A 24,725-nucleotide genomic window follows, 5' to 3' on the forward strand; every position below is an offset into this window, starting at 1 on the left:
CCCCGTGGGGGGGCCTGGGCGTCTTCCGAGGCCCCCTGGCGGGGGCCCCCGCCCGCCGGGGCCCCCCCCGCGCCTGGCCCGGCGCATTGTCGATACGGAGGACACGGAAAAGAAGAAAAGGGGAAAAAGGGAAAGGCGCACAGTTTCGCTTTCGCTCGCGGCGCGTGAGCGCGACGCTACAACCGATGCGAGAGGTCGAAGGTGCGCAAGCCCCGGAGCGCGTCGATGCCGCCGCGGGCGAAGGCGATGGCCTGGAAGCGTTCGCCCATGTCGCCCGGCAGGGTCAGGCGTTTGACTTCGGCGACGCGCCGGACGCGCTCGATCTCGGGGAGGTCGTCGCCGACGAGATCGAGCAGGCCGCTCGCGAGCAGGAACTGGCCCTGCGGCGCGTAGCCTACGAAGTCGAAGCCTGCGCCGACGCCGGCTTCGGCGAGCGCGGTGAAGTCGACGAATGCGGTGAGATCGGTGAGGCCCGGCCAGTGCAACGGATCGGCGTGCGCGCGATGACGGTAATGGCAGACGAGCGTGCCGTCGCTGCGCGCGGGCAGGTAGTACTCGCTGCGCGGATAACCGTAGTCGACGAACAGCACGACCCCGGTTTCGAGCGAGGCGGTCACCGCCTGCATCCAGTACGGCAGCTGCGGCAGCACCTCCGAGCGATAACCGTCGGCGAAGGCGGCGCCGAGTGCGCGCTCGAGATGGCGCACGGCATGGCCGACGAGCAGGTCGGCCGGGCGATCGACGCGGACGAATCGCCCCGCCTCGTCGAGCGCGACGTGCTCCTCGTACACCTCGCCCTCGTGGACGGTGAAGCGCGTCGTCGGCAGCGCGTCGACGACTTCGTTGGCGAACAGAACGCCGCGCCAGCCGTGCTCGGGCGGCCGCGCGATCCATGCAGCGCGCGCGCCGATTTCCGGCGGCAGCTCCGCGGCGACGCGCGCGCGCTGGCGCGCGGCGAGGTCCGCACTGGGTTCCAGGATGAGGAAGCGCCGCGGCAACGCATCCAGCGCGGCGAGTTCGCGCAGTGCGGCAACCGCGAATGCGCCGCTGCCGCCACCGAGCTCGAGGAAGTCGGCATCGGTTCCGAGTGCACGCAGGGTCGGCGCGAATGCGCGCGCGAGGCAGCGCGCATAGAGGTCGCCGAGTTCCGGCGCGGTGACGAAATCGCCGGCTGCGCCGAACTTCGTGCGGCCCGCGCTGTAGTAGCCGAGCCCCGGCGCGTACAGGCACAGCTCCATCCAGCGCGCGAACGGTATCGAGCCGCTCGCGCGGATCTCGTTGCGCAGGAGCGCGGCGAGCTGGTCGGAATGCTCGCGCTCGTCGGCGCTCGGCTCGGGCAGTGACGTGTTCAGGACTGGTCGGCCGCAACATTCTGCGGCACTCTCGGCGGTGACGTGGAGGAAGCATAACCCGAAGGAGAACCGACGATGGCGAGCACGCAGCAACGCCCGGTGGCGCTGGTGACCGGTGCCGCGCGCCGCGTCGGCGCGACGATCGCACGCACCTTGCACGCAGCCGGCTACGACCTCGCGCTGCATGCACGCAATTCGTACGCGGAGCAGGAGGCGCTCGCGCAGGAACTCGAGGCGCAACGCCCCGACAGCACGCTGACGCTGCAGGCCGAACTCGGAGATGCGGACTGCCTGCCCGACCTCGTCGACGCCGTGCTCGCGCGTTTCGGGCACCTCGATGCGCTCGTCAACAACGCGTCCGCGTTCTACCCGACGCCGCTGGCGACGGTGACGCCGTCGCAGTGGGACGAGCTGTTCGCCGCGAACGCACGCGCACCCTTGTTCCTCGCGCAGGCCGCCGCGCCGCATCTCGCCGGCCGCAACGGCGCGATCGTCAACCTCGTGGACATCTATGCCGAGCGGCCGCTGCCGCGCCACAGCGTCTACTGCATGGCCAAGGCTGCACTCGCGATGCTGACGCAGGCACTCGCGCAGGAGCTCGCGCCGCTCGTGCGCGTGAACGGTGTCGCGCCGGGCGCCGTGCTCTGGCCCGAAGCAGGCAAGGACTACGCCGACCAGCAGGATCTCATCGCACGCACGCCCCTCGCCCGCGCCGGCACGCCCGACGACGTCGCCGGTGCCGTGCTCTGGCTGCTGCGCGACGCGCGCTACGTGACCGGCCAGATCATCCGCGTCGACGGCGGCCGCATGCTGTCCGTGTGACATTTCCCGATCTGCACGGGATTGAAAACACGAAGTACACCGAGCACACGAAGGAAAGAATGGTGAGGCTGAAGCGCGAAACAGGAAGCGCCACTTCGACCTCGTCTTCGCCTTCTTCGTGTGCTCGGTGTACTTCGTCTTTCAGGCTTTTCAGGCTGGCAGCCAGCTACAACCCGACCGGCTCGAAACGAATTCCGTAGGCGGGCGAGGCGGACCAGAGGTCGGCGAGCGTGCGCCCGTCGCCCGGGACGCGCAGGTCCGGCGCGATCTCGGCGAGTGGCTTGAGCACGAAGGCCTCGGCGAGTTCGCGGCGCGGCACCTGGAGGTGGCCCGGGCCGTCGATGATCGCGTCGTCGAACAGCACGATGTCGACGTCGAGCGTGCGACTCGAGTAGCGCGGCACGTCGCGGCGGCGGCCGTGGCGATCCTCCAGCGCGTGCAGCCAGGCGTCGAGCGCATGCGCGTCGAGGTCGCTGTCGATGGCTGCGGCGAGATTGACGAAATCGGGACCCTCGAAGCCGACCGCGGGGAATCGGTAGGCGGTGGAAACGACGACCGCGCCGAAGCGCGCGCGCAATTCGTCGAGTGCCGCGCGCAGGTGACGTTCGGGATCGAGGTTGGAGCCGAGGCTGAGCCAGGCATGATGCATGACGCATTCGATCCGTGCGTCATGCACGCCGTCAAGTGCGGATTGCCGCGCATGTGCCGAGGGTCGCGCTTCGCCCCCCCCCGGTCCGCGCGTGGCTCAGCCGCGCTCGCCGCGCTCGATGATGACGCCGACCGCGCGCGAGCCCGTCACGGCACCGGGCTTGGAGAGCTTGAGGCGCAGCCAAGGCACGCCGAATTCCTCGCGGATGATCGCCGCGCAGCGCTCGGCGAGCGTCTCGACGAGTTCGAAGCGCGACTCGCCGACGAACGCGATGAGGCGCTTGGACACCGCCTTGTAGTCGAGCGTGTCGCCGATGCGATCGCTCGCGGCGGGCCGGGTGTTGTCGAATGCCATCTCGATGTCGAGCGCGACGACCTGGCGCGTCGTGCGCTCCCAGTCGTAGATGCCGATGATCGTTTCGATGCGCAGGTCTTCGATGAAGACGAGGTCCATGCTTTTTGAGGGCTGAGGGCTGGGGGGGGGGTGGACGGCGCAGCGCGGAGAGCGGAGCGCCACCGGAGCGCACGAGTCTAGCGGGAACGCGGATCAGGCGACCGGCGGGAGGCTGGCAAGGTCCCAGCGCGGACGCACCGAGATCGCGGGCGTTTCGTGCTGGCCCGCAGCGAGGCGCAGCGCGCCGGCGAGCGCGATCATCGCGCCGTTGTCGGTGCAGAACTCGAGCCGCGGGAAATGCACGCTGAAACCTTCGCGCGCGCCCGCGTCGGCGAGTTCGGCGCGCAGGCGGCGGTTCGCGCCGACGCCGCCCGCGATCACGAGCCGGCGTGCACCGGTCTGCGCGAGCGCACGACGGCACTTGATCGCGAGCGTCTCGACGATCGCTTCCTCGAAGGCGCGCGCGACGTCGGCCTTCGTCTGCTCCGAGCGGTCGCTCGCCTGCCAAGCGAGCAGTACCTGCGTCTTGAGGCCGGAGAAACTGAAGTCGAGGCCGGGCCGGTCGGTCATCGGCCGCGAGAAGCGGAACACGCCTGCACGGCCCTGCTCGGCGAGGCGCGCGAGCGCGGGGCCGCCCGGGTACGGCAGGCCCATGAGCTTGGCGGTCTTGTCGAACGCCTCGCCAGCCGCGTCGTCGAGCGTGTCGCCGAGCAGCGTGTAGCGGCCGATCCCGGCCACTTCGATCAGCATCGAATGGCCGCCCGAGACGAGCAGCGCGACGAACGGCGGCTCGGGTGGGTCGGCCTCGAGCAAGGGCGCGAGCAGGTGCCCTTCCATGTGATGCACGCCGATCGCGGGCAGGCCGAGCGACCACGCGAGCGAGCGCGCCGCGGTCGCCCCGACGAGCAGGGCGCCGACGAGGCCGGGGCCGGCCGTGTAGGCCACGCCGCCGAGATCGCCGACACCGAGCCCGGCCCGGGCCAGGGTTTCGCGCACGAGCGGCAGCAGCTTGCGCACGTGGTCGCGCGAAGCGAGCTCGGGCACGACCCCGCCGTAGTCCGCGTGCATGCGGATCTGGCTGTAGAGGGTGTGGGCGAGCAGGCCGCGGTCCGGATCGAACACGGCCACCCCGGTCTCGTCGCAGGAGGTCTCGACCCCGAGCACGGGACCCGGCGCCTTTGCAATGGGCTGATTCATCGGGATAGAATACACGGCTCGCCCGTCAGCCCCGGGCCTGTGTCATTGGAGAATGTATGCCCAGCGTCAAAGTTCGCGAGAACGAACCGTTCGAGTTTGCCCTGCGCCGCTTCAAGCGCACCTGCGAAAAGGCCGGCGTGCTGGCCGAAGTGCGCAAGCGCGAGTTCTACGAAAAGCCGACCCAGGAGCGCAAGCGCAAGCGCGCAGCCGCGGTCAAGCGTCACCTCCGCCGCGTTTCGCGCGACGTGACCAAGCGCCAGCGCCTGTACTGATCCCTGCGCGGATCCCCGGCGGCGTCGCTGCACCGAGTGCGGCCGTTTCGCGAACCGGAAACCGGATCCGCAGGATGAAAGGGCTGTTCATCGGCCGGCACCCGCAAGGGTGCCGGCTTTTTGTGTTGTGCCGCGATACCGGCTTCGACCGGCAGCGCCGTGGCCGTATAGTCCGGCATCCGGCAAATGCAGCCCGTACGCAGCAGGCGCCCCGCGCTGGCGAACCCGACGATGTCCCCGCCCGCCAAGGACCATGGAGTTTCCGATGCCACTCAAGCAGCAGCTCACCGACGACATGAAGGCCGCGATGAAGGGCGGCGACAAGGAACGCCTCGGCGTGATCCGCCTCGTCAACGCGGCAATCAAGCAACGCGAGGTCGACGAGCGCGTCGTGCTCGACGACGCGCAGGTGCTTGCCGTGCTCGAGAAGATGCTCAAGCAGCGCAAGGATTCGGTCGCGCAGTACGAAGGCGCGGGCCGCGAAGACCTCGCTGCGGTCGAGCGCTACGAGATGGGCGTCATCGAGGGTTACATGCCCGCGAAGATGTCCGCCGATGAGATCGATGCGATCGTCACCAGGGCGATCACCGAGGCGGGTGCGACGAGCGCGAAGGACATGGGCAAGGTCGTCGGCTTGGTCAAGCCGCAGGTCGCGGGACGTGCCGACATGGGCCAGGTCTCGGCGCTGGTCAAGCAGAAACTCGGCGCCTGAGGCGGGGAACGCATTCATGACCGACGCACGACCCCTGCGCCGCTCGCGCCGCAACCGCATGATCGCCGGCGTGATGGGCGGCATCGCGGCACACTTCGGCCTGAATCCGACCGGGCTGCGAGTCGTCTATGTGGTCGGCTCGATCCTGTCGGCGGCGTTCCCGGGCCTGCTCGTGTACCTCGTCCTCTGGTTGTTGATTCCGCAGGAAGACTGATCCGCCGGGCCTGCCGGCGGCAGTCGATCCTGCATGGCATGCTCAGCCATCATGGCCGGCCGCATCCCCGAAAAGTTCATCGACGACCTCCTCGCTCGCGTCGACATCGTCGATGTGATCCAGGAGCGCGTGCCGCTGAAGAAGGCCGGGCGCGACTGGTCCGCGCGCTGCCCGTTCCATGACGAACGCTCGCCCTCGTTCACGGTGAGCCCGGCCAAGCAGTTTTACCACTGCTTCGGCTGCGGCGCGCACGGCAGCGCGATCGGCTTCCTCATGAACTACGACCGCCTCGAGTTCCCCGATGCGGTCGAGGAACTCGCCAATCGCGTCGGCCTCAAAGTGCCGTACGAAGGCGGGCGCGAAGCACCGCGCGAGGACAGCACCGACCTCTACAAGCTGCTCGACGCGGCCGCGGCGTTCTACCGCCGCCAGCTCGATGCGAGCGATCGCGCACGCGCGTACTTCGAAGGTCGCGGCCTCGATGCGTCGACGCTCGCACGCTTCAACCTCGGCTTCGCGCCCGATGCCTGGGACGCGCTGAAGAACGCCCTCGGCACCAACACGCAGCGCATCGCGCTGCTCGAGAAGGCCGGCATGCTCACGAGCGGCGAACGCGGCTCGAAGTACGACCGCTTCCGCAACCGCGTGATGTTCCCGATCCTCGACCGGCGCGGGCGCACGATCGCCTTCGGTGGCCGGATCATCCCGGAAGTGCGTGCTTCACTCGAAGAGTCCGGCGAGGGATCCCCGGTTCTCGATCCTCGCGCGCAGGATGCGCGCAAAGGGGAAACCGGCCCCAAATATTTGAACTCCCCCGAGACGCCGCTTTTCCACAAGGGGCGAGAACTGTTCGGCCTGTGGCAGGTGCGCGAGGCGCACGCGAAGATCCCGCGCCTGATCGTCGTCGAGGGCTACATGGACGTGATCAGCCTGCACCAGTTCGGCGTGCCGCAGGCGGTGGCGACGCTCGGCACCGCGACCACGCGCGACCACGCCGAGATCCTGTTCCGCCAGTGCGCGGACGTCTATTTCTGCTTCGACGGCGATCGCGCCGGCCGCCAGGCCGCGTGGCGCGCGGTCGAATCGGTGCTGCCGCGCATGCGCGACGGCCGCCAGGCGATGTTCCTGTTCCTGCCCGACGGCGAAGACCCGGACACGCTCGTACGCAAGGAGGGCCTCGCCGGCTTCGAGCAGCGCCTCAAGGAGGCGATGCCGCTCAGCGAGTTCTTCTTCGGCGAACTCGGCAAGGACGTGAACCTGGGCTCTCTCGACGGCCGCGCACGCCTCGCCGAGCGCGCGCGACCGCTGCTCGCGCAGATCCCCGACGGCGCGTTCCGCGATCTCATGCTCGCCGAGCTCGACACGTCGACCGGCGTGCGCGTGCAGGTCGCCGCGCCGCCGTCGGAGGTTCCGGCGAAACCGCGCAGCGCGAAGCCGGCACAACGCTCGCTCGTGCGTGCGGCGATCACCCTGCTCGTGCAGCGCCCTGCGCTCGCGCTAGCGCTGGAGCCGCCGTGGTCGTTCGCCGAGTTGCGCCAGCCCGGCATTCCGCTGCTGGTCGAACTCATCGCCCTGTGCCGCGCGCGCGCGAACCTCACGACCGGCGCGCTGCTCGAGCACTTCGCCGAACGCGAGGAAGCGAAGGCTCTGCAGAAGCTCGCCATCATCGACTTCCCCGGCGGCGAGAGCGAAGCGCGCGCGGAGTTCGTCGACGCGATCGCGCAGCTCGAGCGGCAGACCGCCCAGCAGCGCCTGGACGACCTTCGGCGCAAGCAGGGCGAAGGGCCGCTCGCGGAGGAGGAAAAGCAGGAGCTGCGCGCCCTGCTCGCCGGCAAGGCGGCGCGAACCTGAACGGATCCATCGGCCGATTCGCTTTGCAAGGCGTTTACATGTACAGTGGGCGCACTGTTGCTTGTCAGGGTCACTGTGAACCGTGACCTGAAGCGATCGAACCATTCGATCCGCTCCATCGCTCCGTCGCTTTCTCCTTGCCAACCTCAGTCTCGACCCGGGATGTACCCGGATCGCGAATTCCATTGTTTCGAGTAGCAGGAGTCAAAGTCATGGCGAATCGCCAGAGTGGTACGGTCAAGTGGTTCAACGATGCGAAGGGTTTCGGCTTCATCACGCCGGAAAGCGGCCCGGACCTGTTCGTGCATTTCCGCGCGATCCAGGGCACGGGTTTCAAGACCCTCGCCGAAGGGCAGCGCGTCACGTTCGTGCCGGTGCAGGGCCAGAAGGGCATGCAGGCCGACCAGGTGCAGCTCGCGTAATCCGCTTCACCGCGTCCAGAGTCACCAACCCCGGGTCGCGAGGCCCGGGGTTTTCTTTTTGAAGGAGACGCCGATGGCGATGAAACCCAACTACAACTTCGAGAAGCGCCAGCGCGAACTGGCGAAGAAGAAGCAGCAGGACGAGAAGCGCCAGAAGAAGCTCGCGCGCAACGGCGACAAGCCCGCCAACGACAGCGACGCGGGCCCGAAACCGCAGTCCTGAAGACATCGGTTCACCGACGCGACGCGTTCATCCCGCGGGGCACGTCGCGGGCTCCGCATCGCCGGGCGAGACCAGATCGAGATTGATCGTCGCCTGCGCATGCGTGGGCTCGAGCGCGAGCGCGCAACGATAGGCGGCGGCCGCCCGCGTGGCATCGCCATCGACGCGATGCGCATAGCCGAGGTTGAGCCAGGCGCGCGCCTTGCGTGGCGAATCGCGCACCGTCGCCTGCCACAGTGCGGCTTCGCTGCGGTAGTCGTCGTTGCGCATCGACGTCGCCACGGCAAGTACGGCGCACAGTGCCGCGGCTCCGACGCGGACCAAGGCGTACTTCGCGATCCGTTCGCCGATGCGTGCGGCCACGCAGGTGAAGGCGAGCATCGGCCCGGCAAGCGCGAGATAAAGATGGCGATCGTTGGCGAGGTCGAGCCGCGGCAGCAGCGAATTGGCGGGCGCGAGCTGCAGGAAGTACCAGCCGATCGCGAACGCGAGCCACGGCAGGCGCCGGCGTGCGGCGAACATCGCCGCGACGGCCGCCGCGAGCATCAGTGCACTCGCCGCCAGTGCCGCCGACCAGGCCGGCGGCACGCGCAGGTCCGGATCGATGTTGGTGAAGCCGAGCAGCGGATGCGTGGCGAGGTAGGCGTGCGCGAGCACCTGGCCCATCGCCTGTTCGGCGAGCGGGCGCGTGCCTATGCTGACGCCGAAGAACACGTGGTAGCCGGGCGTCGCGAGTGCGGCGAGCAGTGCTGCACCGAGCACGAGCGCGTACGGCCACAGCGTGCGCAGCATCGCGCGCAGCGGTTCACCGCATGCCCAGGCGCGCAGCAGCGGAACCAGCGGCATCACGAGCGCGGTTTCGCGCACCGCGAGCGCGAGCGCGAACAGAGCCGGACCGGTCCACGCGAGCACGCGGGGTGAAGGCTGTGCGCGTGCGACGTCGTCGGCGAGCACGGCCGCGAGCATGAACGTCGCCGCGAGCGAGATCGAACGGCCGCTTGCATACGTGACCGCCTCGGTGGCCGCGGGATGCAGCGCGAACAGCAACGCGGCCAGCAATGCGGCGCCGTCGGTGGTCGCGAGCGACGGCGCGATCCGCGGCAACCAGCGCCGCCACAGCGCCCAGAGCAGGATCGCATTGAGGCCGTGGACCGCGATGTTGGTCGCATGGATCGCGGCTGCGCCGCCGCCGGCTTCGAACGTGAGCGCATAGCTCAGCTTGAGCAGCGGCCGTATGCCCGGCAGGCTCGCCCACCAGCCCGCGAGGCTGCGCGCCGACGGGTTGGCGAGGATCGCGGCGAAATCGTCGAACTGGTATGCCGCGGTGAAGGCGTTGGCGTAGGCAGCAAGGACGGCGGCGACGAGGATGACGATCGCGGCGCGGTTGCGCTTGTCGTGCACCATGGCTTGCCACCCGACCTAGCGAAGCGACGGCGACGCGGCTTCGAACGCGAGTTCGACCAGCGCGACGCTGTCCCACCAGCGCTCGGGCGCGTGCAGCAGCACCGCGAGCACGCGGTGGTCGCCGCGTTCGACGACGGCGACCAAGCAGCGCCCGGCCGAGGGGGTCGTGCCGGTCTTGAGCCCGCGCGCTCCCTGGAGACCGTCGAGCAGCGCATTGGTCGAACGCGCCGACAGCACTCGGCCGCGGTCGGTCGCGATGCGGATGTCGCGACGTTGCGCCGCATCGGCGAGCACCGGTTCGGCCAGCACCGCGCGCGCGAGCACGGCGAGATCGCGGGCACTCGTGTATTGCGCGGCATCGTCGTGGCCACACGGGTTCGCGTAGTGCGTGTCGGCGAGGCCGAGCGCTGCCGCGCGCGCGTTCATGTGCGCGACGAACGCACCGGTCGGATCACGCGCATCGATCGCCCCGCCGATCGCGTCGGCGAGCGCACGGCACGCGTCGTTGGCCGAGCGCACCATCGCCGCGAGCAGCAGGTCGCGCCGCGTCACGCGTTCGCCGCGGCGAAGGCCGATGCGCGTGCCGGTCTCGGCCGCGGCGCCCGCGGACACGTCGGCCCACGCGTCGAGATCACCGTGCTCGATCGCTACGAGCACGGTCATCAGCTTGGCCAGGCTCGCCATCGGCAGGCGCGCATCGGCGTTGCCCGCCCAGAGCGGATGGCCGTCACGCTCGACCCAGTACGCGGCGGCGACATCCGGATAGGCATCGACCGGTCCGCCGCTCGCGGAAGCCGCCGGCGATGCCCGCGTGCCTGCGCACGCGAGCATCGATCCGAAGGCGAACGCGATGGCGAGCGCGCGCAGCACGCGGTCAGCTGCCGCTCGCGCCCCGGGCTTCACCACGCGCGCGCAGGCGTTCGGTCGCGTAGTTGCCGCAGAACGTGCGGTACGGCGAGGACTGCATCGCGGTGTAGCCGCGGCCTTCGCATTGCTGCGCGGCGATCGAGCGCGCGCGTTCGGCGCAATGCTGGGCGAGGAAGCGGCCATGGCGGTTCGGGTCGGCGTCGGCGCAATGCTTGGGTGCGAGGCCCGGGCAGAAGTCACCGACGAAGTCGAGGTTGTCGGCGCCTTCCGCACGCGCGCAGGCCTGCGCGAGGATCGTCGCGCGCGAACCGCTGCCGCAGGCTTCGACCGCCTGCCAGGCGATGCCGCCGAACGAGCGATCGGCTTCGGCGAAACGCGCCGGGTCGGCGGCCTGCCCCATCGTGCGGTTCACGTTCGCGCAGAATTTGTCCTTGTAGGTGGGGCACGCCGCTTTCGGACCGACGTACATCGAATACGACGGGATCGAGCCCAGTTGCGCCTCGCAGGCCTGCGCGGTCATGGCCTTGCCCATCGCCTCGGGCGATTCGCTCGCGTAGTCGCAGCTGCCGATGCGCTTGCCTTCGTAGCTCATCGTGATCTGCTGCCCCTCGACCTGCGCCTTCATGCTGCCGCGGTAGCCGTCCGGCAGCGTCTCCATCTCGCCATCACCGGTCATCGCGTTCTTGCCCTTGCAGACGACGTGGTACGACGCCTTGCTGCCTTCGATGCGGAAGTTCTGCACCTCGCAGTCCTTGTCCTTCGGGACCGCCTGCTCGCTGACCGGGTTCGCGCGCGCGGTGCAGACTTCGACCGGCTTGCCGGGCATCGACATGCCGGCCATCTCCATCCTGGTCGTCACGCGATAGCGATCGCCGCTGTCGGGCGCGGCAACGGCCGTGGTCACGGCGAAGCACAATACGGCCGCGGCGGCGTTGCGCGGGTGGAATGGGCTCATCGGTCGACTCCTGCAATCGGCGCGTGCGGCGCCGTGTTCTTCCCCATACGGGAAAGCGGTCGCGAAACCCCAATCCGACCGCGGCCGCGCCGGAGAACCATGGAAGGCTCAGAGGTCGTGCAGGATCGCGCGTGCCGCATTGTGGCCGGGTGCGCCGGTCACCCCGCCGCCCGGATGCGTACCGGCGCCGCAGAGGTAGAGCCCTGCGAGCGCACCGCGATAATCGGCGTAGCCGAGCATCGGTCGCGCGCTGAACAGCTGGTTGAGCGACAGCGCGCCGTGGAAGATGTCGCCTCCGAGCAGGCCGAAGTCGCGTTCGAGATCGAGCGGCGACTTGATCTGGCGGCCGAGCACCGACGCCTTGAAGCCGGGCGCCCAGCGATCGACCGTGTCGATCATGAGATCGGCGACGTCCTCGCGGCGGTCGTCCCACGAACGGCCGTCCGGCAACTGCGGCGCGACGTGCTGGCAGAACAGGCTCGCCACATGGCGACCCGGCGGCGCGAGTGAATCGTCGAGCGTCGACGGGATCAGCATCTCGACGATCGGCTCTTTCGACCAGCCGTGCGCGCGTGCATCGAGGTACGCGCGATCCATGTAGTCGAGGCTCGGCGCGATGATGATGCCGGCGGTGAGGTGATCGCCGGGCTCGGGCAGCGCATCGAAGCGCGGCAGTTCGGCAAGCGCGACGTTCATGCGGAACGTGCCCGAACCGCAGCGCCAGTTCGCCATGCGCTCGCGCACGGGGGCGGGCACGTGCGCGGGATCGAGCAGGCGTTCGTACAGGAGCTTGGGATTCACGTTGGCGACGATCGTGCGCGCGCGCAGCGCCTCGCCCTTGTCGGTCACGACGCCGACCGCCCGGCCGCCCGCGACGATGATCTCGCGAACGCCGCTGCCGGTGCGGATCTCGACGCCCGACGCGGCCGCCGACTTCGCCATCGCCTGGGTGATCGCGCCCATGCCGCCGATCGCGTGGCCCCAGGCGCCCTTGACGCCGTTGACCTCGCCGAACACGTGGTGCAGCAGGACGTACGCGCTGCCGGGCGTGTACGGACTCGCATAGTTGCCGACCACGCCGTCGAAGCCGAACAGCGCCTTGATCGGCTCGCTCTCGAAGTAGCGGTCGAGGTATTCCGCGGCGGAGATCGCGAACAGGTCGAGCAGGTCGGTGCGCAGGCCCGCTTCGAGCGCCTTCACGCGCCGGCCGAGCCGGCCCGCGCGCAGGAGTTCCGGCAGCGCCTTGAACCAGCCGCCTTCGACGACGTTCGGCGGTGCCTCGAGCGCGAGCGCGCGCAACTCATCGGCGATCGCATCGAGGCGGCGTTCGTATTCGGGCAGGCGCTCGGCGTCGCGCGGCGAGAACTTCGCGACCTCCGCGCGCGTGCGCCCGCCGCCGCTGATGAGATAGCGCTTTGACGGATCGGGATCGTCGCCGAGCGGCAGGAAGTTGTTGAGCTTGCGCTGCACGACGCGCAGGCCATGGCGCTCGAGTTCGAGCTCGCGGATCACCTTCGGCTGCAGCAGCGACACCGTGTACGCCGCGACCGAATTGCGGAAACCGGGGTGGAACTCCTCGGTGACCGCAGCGCCGCCGACGACGTCGCGCCGTTCGAGCACGGTGACCTTGCGCCCCGCGCGCGCGAGGTAGGCCGCACAGACGAGGCCGTTGTGGCCGCCGCCGATCAGGATCGCATCGCGCATGGGTTCGCTCATGCGCCGATTATCCGATGATTTCGCGCGCGCGGCGCGACGCCGGCGCGCTGCGCGGGCTCGCGCGCCGCGGCGTCGAAGCCGTCGGCGAAGATCACGTCGGCGACCTCCGGCACGAAGCGCTCGGCCGCCGCGGTCGGCATGTCGCCGACCGTGTCGCCGGCGAAGGCCCAGCCGCCCGCAAGCAGGATGCTGCCGTCGGCGAGCGTGACGGGGGTCGCCTCGTAGCGCGGCACGGCCATCGCGCCGATGTCCTCGAAGCTCGCGCTCACCGGATCCCAGGCTTCCGCCACCGGCACCGTGACGCTGCCGGGCTCGCCGGCGAGGTGCGCGCCACCGGCGACGAGCACGCGGCCGTCGGGCAGGCGCGCGGCGGCCTGCAGTTCACGTGCGTGCACGAGCGTACCCGCCGGCGTGAACGCGCCGCTCGCCGGATCGTAGACGGCCGCATCGGGAAGGTAGATCGGGAAACCGCCGTTGTAGCCGCCGTCGCTGCCGCCGACCATCAGCACGCGGTCGTCGGCGAGGCGAACGAACGACTGCACTTCGCGCGGTTCGGGGAGGTCTCCGGTCGGCGCGAACGTGCCGGTGAGCGGATCGTAGAGTTCGGCGCTCGCGAGGGGGCCGCCGGCGCCGTCGCCGCCCGCAATGAGCACGCGTCCATCGGCGAGGCGCACCGCCAGCGGCTGGATGCGCGCCTCGACGAGCGAACCGGTCGCGCTGAACGTGCCGGTCGCGGGGTCGTAGAGTTCGGCCGTCGCGAGCACGTCGCGTGCGGTGAGGCCGCCGGCGACGAGCACCTTGCCGTCCTGGAGCAGGGTTGCACTCGCGACGTAGCGCGGGCCGGCCATCGGGCCGGTTGCGCTGAACCGGCCGGTCGCCGGATCGTAGATTTCTGCAGTGCCGAGCGCATCGCCGGTCTTGCCGCCGCGGCCGCCGAGCACGAGCACGCGCCCATCGGCCAGCGCGGAGACGGTCGGTCGCATGCGGATCTCGGTCATCGAGCCGGTCGGCACGAACGCGTCGGTCGCGGGGTCGTACAGCTCGGCCTGGATCAGGTGCACGCCGAAATCGGCGATGCCGCCGGTGAACAGCACGCGGCCATCGGGCAGCAGCGCGGCACCGTACGAGGCGCGCGGCGTCGCCATGTCGGCGCTGCGGTGGAACGAACCGCCGGCGAGCACGTCGGCGGACGACAGGACGAAGGCGACGATCGCGCTGGCGATCGGATGCGGATGGTGCATGGCGGACCCCGGTCGGCGGCAACGGACGCCGCCACGCTGCGCCGATGCCCGCTGGGCCGCATGCGCGTCGGCTCAGTCGCGCATTCGCGCGCCATTTGGAGCGCGTCCGTAGCGTCGCCTTCGGGTTGCGCCTTCAGTTTCCCGTCGCGGCCTTCGCGCGCATCGGCACGAAGGCGAGCACGACGCCGAGTACGCAGAGCGCCGCGACATACCACGCGGGTGCGAGCGGCGCGTCCTTCATGAGCATCGTGACGACGAGTGGCGTGAGGCCGCCGAACACCGCGTAGGCGATGTTGTAGGCGAACGACACGCCCGAATAGCGCACCGCGGGCGGGAACGCCTGCACGAGCAGCACGGGGATCACGCCGACCACGCCGACGCAGAAGCCCGTCGCACCGTACAGCGCGTGCAACCGCTCCGGGGCGCGCGCGAGGCCGTAGTAGAACAGCATGGTCGTCGCGAGCAGTAGTACGCAGCCGAGGCCGAGCGACTTCGCGGCGCCGATGCGGTCGGCGAGCAGGCCGAACGCGATGCAGCCGAGCGTGAGCGCGAACGTCGCGACGCTGTTCGCGGCGAGCGCGCGCGATGCGGGAATGGCGTGCATCTTCTGGATCAGGGTCGGCGTCATGAGGATCAGCACGACGATTGCCGCGGTGAGCAGCCACGTCAGCAGCATCGACAGCACGACCGCGCGGCCGTGGCCGGCGAGCACGATCTTGAGCGGCAGGCCGCGCACGAGCTCGCGCCGGCGGCGCAATTCCTCGAACACCGGCGTTTCCTCCAGCATGCGGCGCAGGAACACCGCGCACAGGCCGAACACGCCGCCGGCAAGGACCGGCACGCGCCAGCCCCAGGCGGCGAGTTGCGCCGCATCGAACTGCGTCTTGACCCAGGTCGCGATCAGCGAGCCGAGCAGGATACCCGCGGTGAGGCCCGCGGTGAGCGTACCGCAGGCGAAACCGATGCGCCGCTCGTGCACGTGTTCGGCGACGAAGGTCCATGCGCCGGGGACCTCGCCGCCGACCGCGGCGCCCTGGAGGATGCGCAGCAGCAGCAACGCGATCGGCGCGGCCGCGCCGATCGAGGCCCAGGTCGGCAGCAGGCCGATCGCCAAAGTCGGCAGGGCCATCAGCAGCACGCTCAGCATGAACATGCGCTTGCGCCCGTCGCGGTCGCCGTAGTGCGCCATGAGGATGCCGCCGAGCGGCCGCGCGAGATAGCCGGCCGCGAACAGGCCGAACGTTTGCAGCTGGCGCAGCCAGTCGGGCGTGTCGAGCGGGAAGAACAGCTGCCCGATCGTCGCGGTGAAGAACACGAAGATGATGAAGTCGTAGAACTCGAGCGCGCCGCCGAGCGCGGCGAGCGTGAGCGTGCGCAGTTCGGCACGGGTCAGCGACGAGACGGGCATGGAGGTCCGGGCAGGCAAGGGGCCGCGTGCAGGTATAGCACGCGCGAGCGATGGCGCTCGCCTTGGCTTCCAGCCCGCCGCCCGACGCGCGAGCACGATCCTGCACCCGCGCCAGCGGCGTGGGATACTCGCGTTCCCGTCCGGAGGTCGTCCGATGCGCATCGTACCGTTCCTGTTGGCGGCATTGATCGCCGGGCTCGCAGGTTGCGTGCACGACGTGAAGTTGGCGGGCTACGCGCAGCCGCATGCGAAATTGCAGGTCGGCGGCCAGCCCAGCGCGGAACAGCTGCGCGCGTTCGCTGCCGGTGGCGGAGTGGTCATCGACCTGCGTGGGCCGGACGAGGCGCGCAGCTTCGACGAGGCCGCCCTCGCGGCGGAACTCGGCCTGCGCTACGTCAACCTTCCGGTCAGCGGAGCCGCGGATCTCACGCCAGCCCGTGCGGAGTCATTGCATGCGGCGCTCGCGGCGGCGTCCGGTCCCGTGCTGCTGCACTGCGCGTCCGGCAACCGCGCCGGGGCGTTGCTCGCGCTGGAAGCGGCGCGGTACGAGGGACTCGACGCGGAAGCGGCGATCGCGCTCGGACGCAGCGTCGGCCTCAAGTCGCTCGAGCCGGCCGTGCGCGAACGCCTCGGCGCGCAGGCCCGGCCCTGACGCGCCTCAGAGCGCCTGGGCGAGTTCCCTGCCGATCGCCTCGGGTGTGTCGGTGGGCGCATAGCGCTTGACCACGTTGCCGTCCTTGTCGACGAGGAACTTGGTGAAGTTCCACTTGATCGCCTCGCTGCCGAGCAGGCCCTTCGCTTCCTTCTTGAGGTAGCGGTAGAGCGGGTGCGCGTTCGGGCCGTTGACGTCGATCTTGGCGAACATCGGGAACTTGACGTCGTAGGTGAGCGAGCAGAAGTTCTTGATCTCCGCCTCGTCGCCGGGCTCCTGGTGGCCGAACTGGTCGCACGGGAAGCCGAGCACGACGAGCCCCTGGCCGCCGAACTGCTCGTACAGCGCCTCGAGCCCGGTGTACTGCGGCGTGAAGCCGCATTTCGACGCGACATTGACGATCAGCATCGTCTTGCCGCGCCAGGCCGACAGCGACTGCTCGTCGCCGTCGATGGTCTTCGCGCTGAAATCGTAGATCGACGTCATGGGCGCCTCCGGGCTGGGGCCAGTGTATGCCCGCACCCTTGGTCCAGCCTAGTGGGGCAGCGGCGTCCCGGTCGACCCCGGACTTCGCCGAGCACGCGCGCGCGAAGTTCCCGGCGAGGATCTTCTCGATGGGCGCCCCGGAATGCTCGCGCCTGACGCGCCTCGGCCGCGGGTGCGTCGAAGCGGGCCCGGATGCGGCTAGCGGTCCTGCATTGCGCACCATCGGCAGGTCCACGACGACGCGGTCGGCGTTGTGCCGCTCGACCAACGGGTGGCCGAGCGTGCCGCGCTGGGGCATCCCCGAGCCGGCCGACCGTTCCGGCGAGGCCGCGGCCGGTGTGCGTGCCCGGCACGATGCGGGTGCAGAGCGAGCGGCACAGCGCGACGCGGTCGGGTGCTGCACGCCGATGCCGCGCACCTGCGCAATGCGCGCCATCATCTCGAAGTACTTGTCGTCCTTCCGGTAGCGCCTGGTCCTACCTACGCCGAGCAGCACGGCGCGGCACGAGGCGCACGGCGGCGTTTGACGGGCCGTGCCTCGCTCAGCCCACGCGCCGGAACGCGATCGCAGGATCGGCCGGCATGTCGGCCGGAAGGTAATGGTCGACGAGCAGGAACGCGAACAGCGCCATCAGGTACAGGACGGAATACTTGAATACGCGCATCGCGAAGAAGTCGTCCGGCGGATCGAGCAAGCGGATAGCGTAATAGAGAAACGCACCACCGAGCACGAGCGCGCCGCCGAGGTAGAACAGTCCGCTCATGCCGGTCAGGTACGGCAGCACCGTGATGACGACGAGCAGCACGGTGTAGAACAGCACGTGCCAGCGCGTGTAGGTCACGCCGTGCGTGACCGGCAGCATCGGCACCTGCGCGCGCGCGTAGTCGTCGCGGCGGAAGATCGCGAGCGCCCAGAAATGCGGCGGCGTCCAGATGAAGATGATGAGGAACAGCAGCAACGCGTACGGGTGCACGCTGCCCGTCACCGCGGCCCAGCCGAGCACGGGCGGCGCGGCACCGGCGGCGCCGCCGACCACGATGTTCTGCGGCGTCGCGCGCTTGAGGTAGGCCGTATAGACGACTGCGTAGCCGATCAGCGAGGCGAACGTGAGCACGGCGGTGAGCGTGTTGACGAACGCGACGAGGATCGCCATCGACACGATCCCGAGGATAGCCGCGAACGCGAACACCTGCTGCGGCGTCAGCGCGCCGGTCGCGAGAGGCCGGTGCGACGTGCGCGCCATCACCTTGTCGATGCGCTGGTCGATCAGGTGGTTGAACGCCGCCGCCGATGCGGCCGCGAGCCAAATGCCGATCGTCCCGGCGATCACCGGCTGCCACGGCGGCAGGCCCGGCACCGCGAGGAACATTCCGATCACCGCCGTGAACGCGATCAACGCGACCACGCGCGGCTTGGTCAGCTCGAGGTACTGGCGGGCGATGGGGGGCATCGTGGTCGGATTCTTGCGCGGGAGGAGAAAGATTGAAACAGGAAGGACACGAAGGAACGAGAAAGCTCGAGAGGTCGTCAGCGAGGCTATGGAGCGCACCGCGGGAAGAAAGGCTGCGTCCGGAGGCGTGCTCTGCTCAGCCTGTTGCGTGTTCCTATTCTTCCATTTCGCCTTGCTTCGCGTCCTTCGTGTTCAGGCTCTTCGATCGACGGCGATCGGCGGTACGACCCGCACGAGCAGGGCGATCAGGGAGAACAGCAGCAGTGCGGCGACGCCGTTGTGGGCGGTCGCGATCGGCAGCGGCAGCAGCAGTTCGACGTTGAGGATGCCGAGTGCGACCTGCGTGCAGAGCAGCGCGGCCACGGCGGCCGCATTCGCGTGCAGGCCGCGGCGCCAGGCGAGGATCGCGGTCGCGAGCACGTGGCCGAACACGACCAGCGCGCCGAGGCGGTGCGCGATCTGGATCGCCGCGCGTGCCGCGGCGTCGAGCACGCCGCCTTCGTAGTTGACGCCGATGCCGCGCCAGAGCACGAAGCCCTCGCGGAAGTCCGTCTGCGGCCACCAGCTGCCCGCGCAGGTCGGGAAATCGGCGCCGCAGGCGAGCGCGGCGTAGTTCGCGCTGGTCCAGCCGCCGAGCGCGATCTGCAGCGACAACAGCACGAGCGCGACGACGATCATTGGTCGCAGCCGGCGCTGCGCATCCGTCGGCGCAGTGCGCGCCGCGAGCGCGAGCGCGATCGCCGCGAGCAGCGAGAACGTGAGCAGGCCGCCGAGCAGGTGTCCCATGACGACGATGGGCTTGAGCAGCAGCGTGACCGTCCACATGCCGAGCATGGCCTGGAAGATCACGACGCCGAACGTGGCTACCGCGATGCGCCAAGGCCAGCCGCGTCGCAACGTCGCCGCGGCGCCGAGCGGAATGGCGAGCGCGAACACGGACAGCAGCGCCGACAGAGCGTAGTACCCCTGGACGTAGAGCGCGATGCCGACTGCCGCCGCCAACGCGGCGCCGACCAGAGCGCCTACGTGCGCGCGGCGCGGCCACGCAGCGACCAGCGCGAGCGCGAACACGAGCGTGCCGAGCGTGCCCGCGAGCATGCGGTGCACCTGTTCGCGCCAGGCCTTGTGCGTCTCGAACGGTCGATCCGGGAACGCCTCGTTCGCGCGCGCGATCTCCTGCTCGTGGCCGGGCCATGTCGCCTTGCCGTAGCACGTCGGCCAATCGGGGCAGGACAGGCCGGCGTTCGACAGGCGGACGAATGCACCGAACACGATCACGAGGAACGCGAACACGGCGGCGAACGCGGCGAGGCGCAGCGGCGTCACGGGACTTGGCATGTCAGTTCTTCACCACGCGCACGAGATCCTTGCGCAGCTTGTTGGCGTCGTATCCGACCGGATAGCTCAATACGAGGAAGCCATGCGGGTCGGCGAACGCGACCGCGACGTCGTCGGCCTGCGCAGGACGCAGGCGGGCAAGGCGATCGTCGAGGTCGCGCACGGCATAGACCGGCTTCATCGCGGCAAGCGCATCCTGCGGCGCGTCGCCGACCACGACGACGCGCACGCGATACGCATTCTGGTTCAGCGTGAGGCGCGCGCGGCGCAGTTCGTCGATGCGCTCGAGGCAAGCCTTCGCGCAGGCGGGACCGGGCAGCGCGAACACGGTCCACGACCAGTTCTCGTCCTTCCACGCGAGCGCCTTGCCGTCTTGGTCGACGATGCGCGCGCCGGTGAGATCCTGCGGCGGCTCGATCAGCGTGCCGTAGTTGCGCATGCCGGCCGGACGCCAGCCGAGCGCATTAAGCACGTAGGCGGCCACGAGCGGCGCGGCGAACAGCAGCAGGATCAGGATCAGGCCGATGCGGTTGCGCGTGCGGGGCGTCATCGATGTTCCTCCCGCCGCGGCGGTTGGGGCGACCGGTTGAGGATGAAGAACGTCGCCGCGACCACGGCGGCGAACGTGAACCAGGTGAATGCGTAGCCGTAATGGCGTTCGGGCGGAAACACGTCCGGCTTCCACTCTCGCACGAACGTGGTGACCTCGTCTCCCGGCAGCTGCAGCAGCACGCGGCTGTCGAGTGGGCGGCCGAGGTCGGCGCCGACTTCGGCGAGGTCGAGATAGATGGTCGTCTTCGGCCAGCGCGTCTGGTGCGGCAACGCATCGCCGCCGAGCCGCAGCCCGCTGCCGGGCGGCGGTGCATACAGCGCGCGCACGGTCTGCGCGCCTTCCGGCGGCGGCGGGATCGACGGCAGTTCGCCGCGGGCATCGCGCGCGAGGAAGCCGCGATTGACGAGCAGCGCCGGGGCACCGGCGGCGGGCTCGAACACGTCGTAGACCATCACGCCGGCCCGGCCGTCGCGGACCTGGTTGTCCAGCACGTACGCATGCCCGGGATCGAAGCGACCCTTCAGGTCGACGCGCGGATAGCGCGCACCGGTCTCGCGGCGTGCCTGCTCGAGCGGCACGGGTGGCTGCTGCGCAGCGCCGTCGAAGGCCGCGAACAAGGCTTCCTTCTCGTGCGCGCGGCGCACCTGCCACGAACCGAGCGCGATGAACGCGGCGATACCGGCAAGCGTCGCGGTGATCGCTGCCGGGTGCGGGCGCCTAGCCACGGAGGAGCGGCGCTATAATCGGCGAGGCAGCCGGAACCGCGTTCCGGCCGGAAGCGCAAGCCATGCTCGGCACCGTCCTGATCGTCGTGTTCTTTCTCGCCATCGTCTACAACCTGGGCGCCGGCCTGTATTTCATGATCACCGACAAGGGCGGCACCGATCGCACGCTGAAGGCGCTCACTCGACGCATCGCGCTGTCGGTGCTGCTGATCGCGCTCGTGATGCTCGGCATCTGGACCGGCATCATCCGCCCGCATGGGGTGGGCGGCTGAGCTTTGGTGCAGGGCTGAGGGCCCCAGGGCCGAAAAGCCGCGCGCCCCGCTATCCGCCCATCTTCAAAGGCCACTGTATTCCGATTCGCAACGTGTGCGAGCCGAGGGCACGGGCTTCCAGCCGTCAGCCCTCGGCCCCGATCTCAAACGACGTACACGAACAGGAACAGCCCGAGCCACACGACGTCGACGAAGTGCCAGTACCAGGCGACCGCTTCGAAGCCGAAATGGTTGTCCTTGGTGAAGTGGCCCTTCGCGCAGCGGAACCAGATCACCGTGAGCATGATCGCGCCGAGCGTCACGTGCATGCCGTGGAAGCCGGTCAGCATGAAGAACGTGCTGCCGTAGACGCCGCTGCCGAGCGTGAGGTTGAGGTGGCCGTAGGCTTCGGCGTATTCGTGCGCCTGGAAACCGAGGAAGATCGCGCCGAGTACGACCGTGAGTGCGAGGAACACGAGCAGCTGCCTGCGGTTGCCCGAGCGCAGCGCGTGGTGCGCAATCGTGATGGTCACGCCCGACGACAGCAGCAGCAGCGTGTTGAGCAGCGGGATTCCCCACGGCGACATCGTCGAGAATGCACCGCCGACCTCGGCCGGGCCGTTGGTCGGCCATGCCGCCGAGAACGCGGGCCACAGGTAGTGGTTGGTCAACGCGCCATGACCCTCGCCGCCGAGCCACGGCACCGAGTAGGCGCGCGCGTAGAAGAGGGCGCCGAAGAACGCGGCGAAGAACATCACTTCCGAGAAGATGAACCAGATCATCCCCATCCGGAACGAGGTGTCGACCTGCTTGTTGTACTTGCCGCCGACCGACTCGCGGATGACCGTGCCGAACCAGCCGAACATCATGAACAGCAGCAGGGCGATGCCGACGAACATGATCGGCTTGCCGATATCGGCTTCATTGAGCCAGAGGCCCGCACCGCCGACCGTACCGAGCAGGCCGAACGAGCCGATGATCGGCCAATGGCTGCCGTGGGGAACGTAGTAAGCACCTTGTGTTTGCGCCATGGCGGCTGTCCCGATCGTTGCGTCAATTTGCCTGGAATCAGCCCGCCGCCGGCAGCGGCGAGCCCGTATTGGTGTGGTGCTCCGCGGAAAGGCGCACGGTGGCCGCCTCGTTCGCGTAGAAAGTGTACGACAGCGTCAGCTCGCGCACGCCCTGCGGCAGTTGCGGATCGACGTAGAAGCGCACCGGCATGCGGCGCGATTCGCCCGCCGCGAGCACCTGCTCGGTGAAGCAGAAGCACTCGGTCTTGTTGAAGAACGCCGAAACCTCGCTCGGCGCGATGCTCGGTACCGCATTGCCGACGATCGCCTCGCCGCCGTTGTTGGTCGCGTCGAACCACACCTCGGTCAGCTTGCCCGGATGCACGTCGACGCTCGCCAGTTCCGGCGTGAACGACCACGGCAGCTTGCTGTTCACGCCAGTCGTGAACTGCACGCGCACCGTGCGGCTCGTGTCCTCGACCAGCCCCGCGACGCGGCTGCGGTCGACCGCGCCCGGCGCCAGCTTGATGCCGAGCACGTGCTCGCAGACGACGCGGTAGAGCGGCACCATCGCGAACCCGAACAGGAACGCACAGGCGACCACCACGCCCGCCGTCTTCAGCACGCCGACATTGCGGTTCCCGGCGTTCATCGGTTCAACACGACGCTGACGATCGCGACCACGTAGATCGTGACCGCCACCAGCCCCACGACGAGCGCGGTGCGGCGCGCTCGCGCGCGGCCGGCAGGGCGTTCGTCATTGGCAAGCTGTTGTTTCATTACCTTGTCGTCGGTTCGCAGCGTGCTGTTCTTCAGGAGTGCGGCCATGGATGGCCGCTTCCGGACCAGCGATTCAAGCAACGCCACCCACCAACGCCACCTCCATCGAACCAGCGATCGGGGAACGATCGCGCCACTCAGTGCGTCACGTCGCCATGGGCGAGCACGTCGTCGCGAATCACCGGCGGCACCGTGAACGTGTGGTGCGGTGCCGGCGACGGCACCGTCCACTCGAGGCCGTGCGCGCCTTCCCATACCTGGGTCGTCGCGCGGTTCTTCGAGAAGTACACCGCGTGGATCACCACGCCGACGAAGATGAGCTGGCTCGCGCCGAACCAGAAGCCGCCGATCGACGAGATCATGTTGAAGTCGGCGAACGCGACGTTGTAGTCGGGAATGCGGCGCGGCATGCCGGCCAGGCCGAGGAAGTGCTGCGGGAAGAACAGCACGTTGACCGAGATCACGCTCGACCAGAAGTGGATCTTGCCCCAGCGCTCCGAGTACATGTTGCCGCACCACTTCGGCAGCCAGTAGTACGCCGACGCCATGATCGCGAACACCGCGCCGGTGACCAGCACGTAGTGGAAGTGGGCGACGACGAAATAGGTGTCCTGGTACTGGAAGTCGGCCGGCACGATCGCGCACATGACGCCCGAGAAGCCGCCGATCGTGAACAGGATGACGAACGCGATCGCGAACAGCATCGGCGTCTCGAACGTCATCGAGCCGCCCCACATCGTCGACACCCAGTTGAATACCTTCACGCCGGTCGGGATCGCAATCAGCATCGTCGCATACATGAAGTACAGCTCGCCGCCGAGCGGCATGCCGACCGAGAACATGTGGTGCGCCCAGACGATGAACGAGAGGAATGCGATCGACGCGATCGCGTACACCATCGCCTGGTATCCGAAGATCGGCTTGCGGCTGAAGGTCGGGATGATCTCCGACACGATGCCGAACGCCGGCAGGATCATGATGTAGACCTCGGGATGCCCGAAGAACCAGAAGATGTGCTGGAACATCACCGGGTCGCCGCCGCCGGCCGCGTTGAAGAAGCTGGTGCCGAAGAACTTGTCGGTGAGCAGCATCGTGACCGCGCCGGCGAGCACCGGCATGACCGCGATGAGCAGGAACGCGGTGATCAGCCAGCTCCACACGAACACCGGCATCTTCAAGAGGTCCATGCCCGGCGCGCGCATGTTGAGGATCGTCGCGATGATGTTGATCGCGCCCATGATCGAGCTGATGCCCATCAGGTGCACCGCGAAGATCATGAAGGCGACGTTGGTGCCGCCCTCGAGCGACAGTGGCGGATACATCGTCCAGCCGCCCTGCGGGCCGCCGCCCGGCATCCAGATCTCGGAGATGAGCAGGAAGAACGCGAACGGCAGGATCCAGAACGACCAGTTGTTCATGCGCGGCAGCGCCATGTCCGGCGCGCCGATCATCAGCGGGATCATCCAGTTGCCGAGGCCGACGAACGCCGGCATGACCGCGCCGAAGATCATGATCAGCGCGTGCATCGTCGTCATTTCATTGAAGAACTCCGGCTGCACGAGCTGCATGCCCGGCTTGAAGAGTTCCGCGCGGATGATCATCGCCATCGAGCCGCCGATGAAGAACATCATCAGCGAGAACACCAGGTACAGCGTGCCGATGTCCTTGTGGTTCGTCGTGAACAGCCAGCGATGCAGGAAGCCTTCCGGCTTGTGATCGTGGTCGTCGTGGGCGTCGTGATCGATCGCGGGATTGGCAGCGGCCATGGCCTTCGAACCTCT

The 24,725-nt window shown here is 69.0% G+C and carries 28 protein-coding genes; 9 read left to right on the top strand and 19 right to left on the bottom strand.

Features of this window, described 5'->3' with window-relative positions; genetic code table 11:
• Positions 1-176: 176 nt before the first annotated feature.
• Positions 177-1,352 carry a class I SAM-dependent methyltransferase gene (locus ACTHK2_RS11335; protein WP_440245848.1) on the bottom strand — a complete coding sequence of 392 codons (1,176 nt, stop codon included), beginning with the start codon at positions 1,350-1,352 and terminating at the stop codon, positions 177-179.
• 75 nt (positions 1,353-1,427) lie between these two features.
• Here ACTHK2_RS11335 and ACTHK2_RS11340 point away from each other — a divergent pair, with 75 nt between their 5' ends.
• Complete coding sequence (locus ACTHK2_RS11340; protein WP_440245821.1) at positions 1,428-2,174, top strand: pteridine reductase; 747 nt, start codon at positions 1,428-1,430, stop codon at positions 2,172-2,174.
• A 166-nt stretch (positions 2,175-2,340) separates the two neighbouring features.
• On the opposite strand, the gene folK is transcribed toward ACTHK2_RS11340, so the two are convergent.
• The 3 genes from folK to tsaD form a co-directional block, all read right to left on the bottom strand.
• Complete coding sequence (gene folK, locus ACTHK2_RS11345; protein ID WP_440245822.1) at positions 2,341-2,823, bottom strand: 2-amino-4-hydroxy-6-hydroxymethyldihydropteridine diphosphokinase; 483 nt, start codon at positions 2,821-2,823, stop codon at positions 2,341-2,343.
• Between the two features lie 96 nt (positions 2,824-2,919).
• Positions 2,920-3,276, bottom strand: coding sequence for a dihydroneopterin aldolase (gene folB / locus ACTHK2_RS11350; RefSeq protein WP_440245823.1), 357 nt, complete (start codon positions 3,274-3,276; stop codon positions 2,920-2,922).
• Between the two features lie 93 nt (positions 3,277-3,369).
• Positions 3,370-4,413, bottom strand: a complete 1,044-nt coding sequence (gene tsaD / locus ACTHK2_RS11355) for a tRNA (adenosine(37)-N6)-threonylcarbamoyltransferase complex transferase subunit TsaD (RefSeq protein ID WP_440245824.1) — start codon at positions 4,411-4,413, stop codon at positions 3,370-3,372.
• A gap of 56 nt (positions 4,414-4,469) precedes the next feature.
• Between tsaD and rpsU the strand changes: the two genes are divergently transcribed.
• The 6 genes from rpsU (at position 4,470) to ACTHK2_RS11385 (ending at position 8,107) form a co-directional block, all read left to right on the top strand.
• A complete protein-coding gene (gene rpsU, locus ACTHK2_RS11360; protein WP_131996031.1) occupies positions 4,470-4,685 on the top strand; it encodes a 30S ribosomal protein S21 in 216 nt (71 codons plus the stop codon).
• A 265-nt stretch (positions 4,686-4,950) separates the two neighbouring features.
• Positions 4,951-5,397, top strand: a complete 447-nt coding sequence (locus ACTHK2_RS11365; protein ID WP_440245825.1) for a GatB/YqeY domain-containing protein — start codon at positions 4,951-4,953, stop codon at positions 5,395-5,397.
• Positions 5,398-5,413: 16 nt separating this feature from the next.
• Positions 5,414-5,611 carry a PspC domain-containing protein gene (locus ACTHK2_RS11370; protein WP_440245826.1) on the top strand — a complete coding sequence of 66 codons (198 nt, stop codon included), beginning with the start codon at positions 5,414-5,416 and terminating at the stop codon, positions 5,609-5,611.
• Positions 5,612-5,662: 51 nt separating this feature from the next.
• A complete protein-coding gene (locus ACTHK2_RS11375; RefSeq protein WP_440245849.1) occupies positions 5,663-7,462 on the top strand; it encodes a CHC2 zinc finger domain-containing protein in 1,800 nt (599 codons plus the stop codon).
• Positions 7,463-7,674: 212 nt separating this feature from the next.
• Positions 7,675-7,884 carry a cold-shock protein gene (locus ACTHK2_RS11380; protein ID WP_131996022.1) on the top strand — a complete coding sequence of 70 codons (210 nt, stop codon included), beginning with the start codon at positions 7,675-7,677 and terminating at the stop codon, positions 7,882-7,884.
• 73 nt (positions 7,885-7,957) lie between these two features.
• The gene (locus ACTHK2_RS11385) at positions 7,958-8,107 is read left to right on the top strand and encodes a hypothetical protein (RefSeq protein WP_440245827.1); all 150 of its coding nucleotides are present in this window, start codon (positions 7,958-7,960) and stop codon (positions 8,105-8,107) included.
• A 27-nt stretch (positions 8,108-8,134) separates the two neighbouring features.
• Here the strand turns inward: ACTHK2_RS11385 and ACTHK2_RS11390 are convergent, their stop codons facing one another.
• The 6 genes from ACTHK2_RS11390 to ACTHK2_RS11415 form a co-directional block, all read right to left on the bottom strand.
• Positions 8,135-9,511 carry a hypothetical protein gene (locus ACTHK2_RS11390; RefSeq protein WP_440245828.1) on the bottom strand — a complete coding sequence of 459 codons (1,377 nt, stop codon included), beginning with the start codon at positions 9,509-9,511 and terminating at the stop codon, positions 8,135-8,137.
• Positions 9,512-9,526: 15 nt separating this feature from the next.
• On the bottom strand, positions 9,527-10,381 hold the full coding sequence (locus tag ACTHK2_RS11395; protein WP_440245829.1) for a D-alanyl-D-alanine carboxypeptidase family protein: 855 nt from the start codon (positions 10,379-10,381) through the stop codon (positions 9,527-9,529).
• Between the two features lie 4 nt (positions 10,382-10,385).
• Entirely contained in the window at positions 10,386-11,333 is a 948-nt protein-coding gene (locus ACTHK2_RS11400) for a DUF3617 domain-containing protein (protein ID WP_440245830.1), read from the bottom strand.
• Positions 11,334-11,441: 108 nt separating this feature from the next.
• Complete coding sequence (locus ACTHK2_RS11405; RefSeq protein WP_440245831.1) at positions 11,442-13,049, bottom strand: phytoene desaturase family protein; 1,608 nt, start codon at positions 13,047-13,049, stop codon at positions 11,442-11,444.
• Entirely contained in the window at positions 13,046-14,290 is a 1,245-nt protein-coding gene (locus tag ACTHK2_RS11410; protein WP_440245832.1) for a Kelch repeat-containing protein, read from the bottom strand. The genes ACTHK2_RS11405 and ACTHK2_RS11410 overlap by 4 nt, the downstream gene beginning before the upstream one ends.
• Before the next feature lie 133 nt (positions 14,291-14,423).
• Positions 14,424-15,698: an MFS transporter gene (locus tag ACTHK2_RS11415; RefSeq protein ID WP_440245833.1), complete on the bottom strand. Its 1,275-nt coding sequence runs from the start codon at positions 15,696-15,698 to the stop codon at positions 14,424-14,426.
• Between the two features lie 154 nt (positions 15,699-15,852).
• Between ACTHK2_RS11415 and ACTHK2_RS11420 the strand changes: the two genes are divergently transcribed.
• Positions 15,853-16,350, top strand: coding sequence for a beta-lactamase hydrolase domain-containing protein (locus ACTHK2_RS11420; RefSeq protein WP_440245834.1), 498 nt, complete (start codon positions 15,853-15,855; stop codon positions 16,348-16,350).
• A gap of 6 nt (positions 16,351-16,356) precedes the next feature.
• Here the strand turns inward: ACTHK2_RS11420 and ACTHK2_RS11425 are convergent, their stop codons facing one another.
• From ACTHK2_RS11425 to ACTHK2_RS11445, 5 genes are all read right to left on the bottom strand, one after another.
• Positions 16,357-16,836 carry a glutathione peroxidase gene (locus ACTHK2_RS11425; RefSeq protein ID WP_440245835.1) on the bottom strand — a complete coding sequence of 160 codons (480 nt, stop codon included), beginning with the start codon at positions 16,834-16,836 and terminating at the stop codon, positions 16,357-16,359.
• Positions 16,837-17,378: 542 nt separating this feature from the next.
• A complete protein-coding gene (cyoE, locus tag ACTHK2_RS11430) occupies positions 17,379-18,287 on the bottom strand; it encodes a heme o synthase (protein ID WP_440245836.1) in 909 nt (302 codons plus the stop codon).
• Positions 18,288-18,479: 192 nt separating this feature from the next.
• Complete coding sequence (locus tag ACTHK2_RS11435) at positions 18,480-19,625, bottom strand: COX15/CtaA family protein (RefSeq protein WP_440245837.1); 1,146 nt, start codon at positions 19,623-19,625, stop codon at positions 18,480-18,482.
• A 1-nt stretch (position 19,626) separates the two neighbouring features.
• Positions 19,627-20,175 carry a hypothetical protein gene (locus tag ACTHK2_RS11440; protein WP_440245838.1) on the bottom strand — a complete coding sequence of 183 codons (549 nt, stop codon included), beginning with the start codon at positions 20,173-20,175 and terminating at the stop codon, positions 19,627-19,629.
• Complete coding sequence (locus ACTHK2_RS11445; RefSeq protein WP_440245839.1) at positions 20,172-20,903, bottom strand: SURF1 family protein; 732 nt, start codon at positions 20,901-20,903, stop codon at positions 20,172-20,174. Before ACTHK2_RS11445 ends, ACTHK2_RS11440 begins: the two co-directional genes overlap by 4 nt.
• Before the next feature lie 62 nt (positions 20,904-20,965).
• Here ACTHK2_RS11445 and ACTHK2_RS11450 point away from each other — a divergent pair, with 62 nt between their 5' ends.
• Entirely contained in the window at positions 20,966-21,175 is a 210-nt protein-coding gene (locus ACTHK2_RS11450) for a twin transmembrane helix small protein (protein ID WP_440245840.1), read from the top strand.
• A gap of 143 nt (positions 21,176-21,318) precedes the next feature.
• On the opposite strand, the gene ACTHK2_RS11455 is transcribed toward ACTHK2_RS11450, so the two are convergent.
• From ACTHK2_RS11455 to ctaD, 4 genes are all read right to left on the bottom strand, one after another.
• Positions 21,319-22,185 carry a cytochrome c oxidase subunit 3 gene (locus ACTHK2_RS11455; RefSeq protein WP_440245841.1) on the bottom strand — a complete coding sequence of 289 codons (867 nt, stop codon included), beginning with the start codon at positions 22,183-22,185 and terminating at the stop codon, positions 21,319-21,321.
• Positions 22,186-22,222: 37 nt separating this feature from the next.
• Positions 22,223-22,816, bottom strand: coding sequence for a cytochrome c oxidase assembly protein (locus ACTHK2_RS11460; protein WP_440245842.1), 594 nt, complete (start codon positions 22,814-22,816; stop codon positions 22,223-22,225).
• Positions 22,813-22,992, bottom strand: coding sequence for a hypothetical protein (locus tag ACTHK2_RS11465; protein WP_440245843.1), 180 nt, complete (start codon positions 22,990-22,992; stop codon positions 22,813-22,815). The genes ACTHK2_RS11460 and ACTHK2_RS11465 overlap by 4 nt, the downstream gene beginning before the upstream one ends.
• An 89-nt stretch (positions 22,993-23,081) precedes the next feature.
• Positions 23,082-24,689, bottom strand: coding sequence for a cytochrome c oxidase subunit I (gene ctaD / locus ACTHK2_RS11470; RefSeq protein WP_440245850.1), 1,608 nt, complete (start codon positions 24,687-24,689; stop codon positions 23,082-23,084).
• Positions 24,690-24,725 lie beyond the last annotated feature (36 nt).

Origin of the sequence: Dokdonella sp., from assembly GCF_051958935.1 — a bacterium.
Classification (GTDB): domain Bacteria; phylum Pseudomonadota; class Gammaproteobacteria; order Xanthomonadales; family Rhodanobacteraceae; genus Dokdonella_A.